This window comes from Acinetobacter oleivorans DR1 (genome assembly GCF_000196795.1).
Taxonomy (GTDB): domain Bacteria; phylum Pseudomonadota; class Gammaproteobacteria; order Pseudomonadales; family Moraxellaceae; genus Acinetobacter; species Acinetobacter oleivorans.
Genome location: NC_014259.1, coordinates 4,145,914 through 4,152,543 on the forward strand (window position 1 = coordinate 4,145,914; position 6,630 = coordinate 4,152,543).

Here is a 6,630-nt window from a genome sequence, read left to right on the forward strand (position 1 = left end):
GCAATAAAAAAGCACCTGATGGTGCTTTTTTTAATTCATTTTATAGACCTAATTCTTTCCACACTGCCTGAATTTCTTCGGCAGATCGAGCGCCTACCAGTTTAAATCCATTTGCAAAAATTAAGGTAGGGGTACCATTAAAACCTAGTTTCTTTCCAAGCTCTAAATTACGGTCAATTGGATTAGCACAGCTTGCAACTGTTGGTTTAACACCTTGCTGAATCAGTTTTTTCCATGAATAGGATTGATTTGGTGCACACCAAACCTGTCTAGAAACAACAATAGACTGAGGTTTTAAAGGATAGATGAACGTGTAAATGGTCACATCTTTCAGCTTATCGAGTTCAGGTTCAAGTTGTTTGCAATAAGGGCAGTTTGGATCAGAAAATACGGCTAGAACATGCTGTCCATTACCTTTAACCGTTTTAATTGCATCTTTTAAAGGTAATTGTTTCCAATCAATTGAGTTCTGTCCTAACACCAGATCTTTGGTCAAATTCTTCTGATCTTTTAATCGAATCATAGAACCAACAAGCATATGCTGCCCATCTTCGCCAACATAAATGATTTGCTGATCGAGATTAGCGCTATATAGCCCTGACATTTCGGTTTTCTGAATATTGCTAATTTTCAAATTAGGATATTGTTTCTTAATATTTTCCCTAACAGTATCCACATTAGCGAAACTCATACTTGCAGTTAAGCTAAATAACGCCAATATTCCTAATTTTTTAAGCATAAAACCAACTCATAGGTAGGAGAGGAGATCATTTTAATCAGTTCAGCTTTTGAAAACAGAACTGATTACCGAGTTATAACCAAACTCCCACTCATTTATGCCAATGTTTCACGTGGAACATAAGCAGGTTTTAGAGTATTAATTTCTACCGATATATGCACAATTTCATCATGAATTGATAAAGCCTGACGAATCTGATCCGCGGTTAAAGAAATATCATCAGTTTCGAGCGCTAAAATACAAGAAAACTTACCTTTTGCGACTTTCCAGACATGAATATCCGTAATTTCAATATTTTTAGGAAATTTAGCAATCACTTCACGAATTTCTTCAACCACAGGATGATCCATTTCAGCATCTAAAAGGGTTTTTCCTGTCTCTTTCATTAACCCAAGAGACCATTTTGCAACCAAAATAGCGCCTAAAATCCCTAAAAGCGCATCTAAAAAATCCCAACCGAAATACTTACCTGCGAAAAGCGCAATAATTGCAAAAACAGAAGTTACTGCATCTGCAACCACATGTAAAAATGCAGCTTTTTGGTTTAAATCGTGGTGATGATGCCCATGATCATGCTCGTGATGGTGATGGTGATGGTGATGGTGATGGTGCCCATCATCGTGAAGTAACCATGCGCAAATCAAGTTAATGACCAAACCTAAAATTGCAATAGGAATCGCTTCATTATAAAAAATCTCAACTGGATTAAATAAACGTTGTATCGACTGAAAAGCCATAAAAATGGCAACAACCATTAGCAAAATTGCACTGCTATAACCCGCTAAAATCTCGATTTTCCAAGTTCCAAAACTAAAGCGATGATCTTTGGAATAATGACGAGCTGCACGATAAGCAAAATAGGCTAAACCGAGTGCCAACATATGTGAACTCATATGCCAACCATCAGCCAGAAGCGCCATCGAATTAAAAAACCATCCACCGAATATTTCTAACACCATCATGGATGCCGTTAAAATCGTTGCAATCAAAATACGTTTTTGTGCAAGTGGATTTCCTTCATCAAACTGATGTTGATGATGACGTGATACACTATAATCCTGCATAAAATTTAAACCCAATATACTCCCTACCAGTATATTGAATTATACAAGAGAACACAGATGAGTCACATTGGTCAGGATAAAAAAATAGTTAATCGTGTAAAACGACTAAAAGGGCAAATTAATAGTATTGAGTATGCCGTTGAACAGCCTGATATTTCATGCATAGAAATACTGCAACAAGTTGCTGCCATTAAAGGTGCGATAAACGGTTTGATGAGTGAATTGATGGAACAACACTTACATCACCATGTGCTCAAAGAAGCACAAGTTGATCAGAATGAGTTAGATGAGTTTTTAAAGGTTCTAAAAAGATACGGTTAACGAGGTGACTGAATGACACAGCCATGTGCATCATTCAGAATTTTTTAATTATTTTCCAATACAAAACGAACCAAAGATTTTGCCTAATAGGTCATCGGCGCTAAAGTCACCGGTAATTTCACCTAAAGCATTTTGAGCAAGGCGTAATGATTCAGCAACCAGTTCACCTGCGTTAAACACAACAAGTTGCTCGCGTGCTTCTGAAAGATAGAGCTGTGTGCGCTTCATTGCGTCTAAATGACGTGTTCTTGCAATAAAGGTGTCTTCCTCAGGGTGGAAGCCTGCATGCGCTGTAATCGCCTCTACGAGGCCTTGTACGCCCATCTCTTGTTTTGCAGAAACGGTTATATGACGGAACCCTTGAAAATCGTTTATTTCAGCTAATTGACCTGTTAAATCGCATTTATTGCCAATTAACATTAGGCGACGAGGTTCGATGTGTTCAGCAAAATATTCTTGAGCAAGTTTTAATGGGTCATCACCTTGATTTAAATCATAAACCAGCAATAACAAATCAGCTTGTTCAATTTCTTTAATTGCTCTGCGAATCCCTTCTTTTTCAACAATGTCACCTGTTTCACGTAGGCCAGCTGTGTCTGTTAAGGTGATTGGTAGGCCATTTAAGCTAATTTTTTCATGTAAAACATCGCGAGTTGTACCAGCAATATCGGTCACAATTGCGCGCTCAACGCCAGCTAGCGCATTCAACAAGCTCGACTTACCTGCATTTGGTTTACCCGCAATAACGACTTGTAATCCTTCACGTAGTAATTGACCTTGTCGTGCAGATGTTTGAACTGCATGTACTGACTGCTGAACATCTTCAAGTAAAGCTAAAATCTTACCGTCTGCTAAGAAATCGATTTCTTCTTCAGGAAAATCAATTGCAGCTTCAACATGTAAGCGTAAATGGATCAGTTTTTCTAAAACCGTATTAATTTTTGTTGAAAAAGCACCTTGTAAAGAACGAACGGCAGAACGTGCTGCAGCTTGTGAAGTCGCATCAATCAAGTCGGCAATTGCTTCTGCTTGTACCAAGTCCATCTTGCCATTTTCAAAAGCGCGCATGGAGAATTCACCAGCTTTTGCAGCAATTGCACCCAGCTCAAATAGACGACCAAGCAATGCATTTTGAATGACTGGACCACCGTGACCTTGTAGCTCTACAACATCTTCACCTGTAAACGAGTAGGGATTGGGAAAGCATAGAACAATCCCTTCATCCATAATGCTGCCATCAGCATCATAAAACTTACGAAAACCTGCCATACGTGCTTCAGGCAAGTTTTTCTGTGTCAGGTTTTGAGCAATCTCATAAGCTTTAGGTCCCGATAAGCGAATCACGCCCACACCACCACGCCCTGGTGGCGTTGCAATTGCGGCAATCGTGGTTTGACTTTGCATATTATTCACCTAAAAACCTAAAATCCAGCCAAAGAAAAATCCGCCTAAGATTACCATCTTAAGCGGATTTATTCAGCAAAAGTTCAACGATTAAGAAGCTGATTCAGTCTTATTTATACGACTTTTTTCAACGCTCTTATTAATAAACGACTGCTGTAAAATGGTAATACTGTTGTTCACAATCCAGTACAGCACGAGACCTGCTGGGAAGAACAACATAAATACCGTGAACATAATCGGCATAATGCGGAACACTTTTGCCTGCATAGGATCAGCGGGTTGCGGGTTCAACATTTGCTGTGCAAACATGGTAGCACCCATGATTAACGGCAAGATGAACCAAGGATCCATTGCTGACAAGTCTTGAATCCAGCCTAACCACGGTGCGTGACGTAATTCCACACTTTCCATGAGTACCCAATACAAGGCAAGGAAAATTGGCATTTGTAGCAACAATGGTAAACAACCTGAAAGTGGATTCACTTGTTCACGTTTGTATAAAGCCATCATTTCTTGCGAGAAGCGCATACGGTCTTCACCGAACTCTTCTTTCATGCGTTGCATTTCTGGTGCAATCACACGCATTTTCGCCATAGAACGATAACTTTTTGAAGATAAAGGCCATAAAATCATCTTCACCATCACGGTAAGTAAGATGATTGACCATCCCCAGTTGCCCACAATGCTATGGAAGAATTGAAGACCTAAGAACAATAACTTGGCAATCGGCCATAACCAGCCATAATCGACAGTCTGATTTAAGCCAACCGCTAAATCTTTTAATTCAGATTGTACTTTCGGGCCTGAATAAAGTTTTGCGTCCACTTCCATTGAAGTGCCTGCTGGAACATTAATCACTGGTGAGGTAAAACCAATGATATTCATATGATCAGCAGATTGACGAGATTCAAGTTTAGCTACATAAGGCTGACCATTTGCTTGAGTCAGTTTAAGATTCCCAGGAATCCAAGCACTTACAAAATAATGCTGAACAATCGCAACCCATCCACCTTTCGCTTCAGTATTTACTTTTTCTTCTGAGAAATTAGCAAACTTAAGCTTGTTGTAGTGTGAATCAGGTGTTCCCCAAGCTCCACCTAAGAAAGTTCCTAGAGTGAAAATACCTTGAGAAGATTTACCAGGATCATCGGAGTTATCACGCTTTAATTGTCCAAACATCTGACCTTGCCAGCTTTGTTGGCTACGGTTAATCACTTGATGTCTTACAACAATTGGATATTGCCCTTGGGTAAAGGTGAAAGTTTTAATAATTTCAACGCCTTCAGGTGTTTTAAATACCATTGGAACGTTTAAAACTTTTTCAGATTGACCCTTTTGATTCTGTACACCCTTAGCATCAGCCAAAGTATATGATGTTTTTTCAACCGCATATAATGGACGACCACCACGACTGCTATCTGGTCCATTCAAACCAATTAAGCCAGATTGAGCAACATATGTACGCTTGGTATCATTTTCAAGCATAACAAATGGCTGATCGCTATCTTTGCTTTTGTCGTGTGAGAGTAATTCAATACGAACAATATCACCACCTTTTGGATTGATCCAAATATGGTAAAGGTCAGTTTGTACTGAAATAAGCTGTTGATTCACAGGTGCAGTTGCATCTGTGGTTTGTGACTGCGCAATATTTGCTTGTGGCACATCGGAAGCCACTGTTGCATTTTTAGCATTTGGCAAATCAGCAGATACTTCATGTGAACTTACAGCCGCCGCTTGTTTTTGCGGTGCAGTTGCAGCATTTCCATAATCTTTTTGCCAAGCCAAAATGAGCAAATATGCGGTGACAAACATGGCCCCGAGAATTGCAAACCTGGCCCATTGTTGCATATCTATTACCCCAAATGGTTAGAGAGATTTTGCTTCAGTAAACGATCACGAAAGGGTACAGCAACATGATGCGTTTGAGAATCTATTTGATGAAACGAAATAAAACGAATTGCTTTTGGCGGTACCGGATCATATCCAGATCCGCCCCACGGATGACAACGACAAATTCGTTTAGAAGATAACCAAACGCCTTTGATTGCACCATGAGTTTGCAATGCTTCTATCGCATATTGGGAACAGGTCGGGATATAACGACAACGGGGTCCAAGAAGCGGACTAATCGCAATTTGATACAGTCGAATCAACCAACGTAGAAAACGAACCATTGGCTATCTCTTAATTCTGCGAGGTTGTGCCAACTTTAGAATGTTTTTTTGCTAAGCGTTGTAATTTTTGCCAAGCAAAATCTAATTGTTGATATAGCTCAGCATTCGTAATCGCTTCTATACCGACTTTCGGCATTACCACAATATCTATATCTGATCCAAAATTCGGCTGATGTAGACGAAAGCTCTCACGAGCAAGACGTTTTATTCGATTTCTTTCATGCGCACGGCGCACTTTTTTCTTAGCAACAACAATACCCAAACGGCTATTAGGCTGTTCGGTTAATTTTGCAAGAAATAAAAAATGGGGTTGATGCACTTTAAAAAGCGCACCATCGAATACACTTTTATAATCTGCAGCACAGCGTATTCGCACATCTGTGCTAAAATTGTAAAGTGTCATCACACCCAAGTCTGGTCAGCGTAACAGTATTAAACAGTTAAGCTATGACGACCTTTTGCACGACGACGAGCTAATACTTGACGACCAGCTTTAGTTGCCATACGAGCACGGAAACCATGAACGCGTTTACGCTTTAATTCAGATGGCTGGAAAGTACGTTTCATATCGAAACTCCCAAAAATGATCTTTCTATAAAGGTCCGCGATTTTATTGTGCAATGTTTACGCTGTCAATGAAAAACCAAGAAAGTTTTGTATTTAACCCAAATTTTTAATCTCTCTACTTCTTTTTATGATTGTCATAATTCAGTGCAATATATAGTTTTTAAAGTTATACACAAAGTAATTGTCTATTTTTATTAGAACTTTTATTATATACACACCTTATATACATATTTATCAACAAAACAAGATATCATCTTGGCTTTGATTTGCTGCATTTGAATTTAAATTCATATTTTGTAGTTATCCACAAAAGATCACATCCCTATTAAATAAATTCAAATTTTAAAATTTATATTTA

Annotated in this window: 8 protein-coding genes; 1 reads left to right on the plus strand and 7 read right to left on the minus strand. The window is 38.9% G+C overall.

Annotated elements, in window-relative coordinates; genetic code table 11:
• Nucleotides 1-40 precede the first annotated feature (40 nt).
• Entirely contained in the window at nucleotides 41-739 is a 699-nt protein-coding gene (locus AOLE_RS19515; RefSeq protein ID WP_013199305.1) for a DsbC family protein, read from the minus strand.
• Nucleotides 740-834: 95 nt separating this feature from the next.
• Complete coding sequence (gene dmeF, locus AOLE_RS19520; RefSeq protein WP_081399232.1) at nucleotides 835-1,818, minus strand: CDF family Co(II)/Ni(II) efflux transporter DmeF; 984 nt, start codon at nucleotides 1,816-1,818, stop codon at nucleotides 835-837.
• Nucleotides 1,819-1,860: 42 nt separating this feature from the next.
• Here dmeF and AOLE_RS19525 point away from each other — a divergent pair, with 42 nt between their 5' ends.
• Complete coding sequence (locus AOLE_RS19525; protein WP_013199307.1) at nucleotides 1,861-2,124, plus strand: metal/formaldehyde-sensitive transcriptional repressor; 264 nt, start codon at nucleotides 1,861-1,863, stop codon at nucleotides 2,122-2,124.
• A gap of 48 nt (nucleotides 2,125-2,172) precedes the next feature.
• Here the strand turns inward: AOLE_RS19525 and mnmE are convergent, their stop codons facing one another.
• From mnmE to rpmH, 5 genes are all read right to left on the minus strand, one after another.
• Nucleotides 2,173-3,528, minus strand: coding sequence for a tRNA uridine-5-carboxymethylaminomethyl(34) synthesis GTPase MnmE (mnmE, locus tag AOLE_RS19530; protein WP_013199308.1), 1,356 nt, complete (start codon nucleotides 3,526-3,528; stop codon nucleotides 2,173-2,175).
• 90 nt (nucleotides 3,529-3,618) lie between these two features.
• Nucleotides 3,619-5,379 carry a membrane protein insertase YidC gene (gene yidC, locus AOLE_RS19535; RefSeq protein WP_013199309.1) on the minus strand — a complete coding sequence of 587 codons (1,761 nt, stop codon included), beginning with the start codon at nucleotides 5,377-5,379 and terminating at the stop codon, nucleotides 3,619-3,621.
• Between the two features lie 5 nt (nucleotides 5,380-5,384).
• On the minus strand, nucleotides 5,385-5,705 hold the full coding sequence (yidD, locus tag AOLE_RS19540; RefSeq protein WP_003656027.1) for a membrane protein insertion efficiency factor YidD: 321 nt from the start codon (nucleotides 5,703-5,705) through the stop codon (nucleotides 5,385-5,387).
• A gap of 10 nt (nucleotides 5,706-5,715) precedes the next feature.
• The gene (rnpA, locus tag AOLE_RS19545; protein ID WP_004795567.1) at nucleotides 5,716-6,108 is read right to left on the minus strand and encodes a ribonuclease P protein component; all 393 of its coding nucleotides are present in this window, start codon (nucleotides 6,106-6,108) and stop codon (nucleotides 5,716-5,718) included.
• Nucleotides 6,109-6,137: 29 nt separating this feature from the next.
• Entirely contained in the window at nucleotides 6,138-6,272 is a 135-nt protein-coding gene (rpmH, locus tag AOLE_RS19550) for a 50S ribosomal protein L34 (RefSeq protein ID WP_000831329.1), read from the minus strand.
• Nucleotides 6,273-6,630 lie beyond the last annotated feature (358 nt).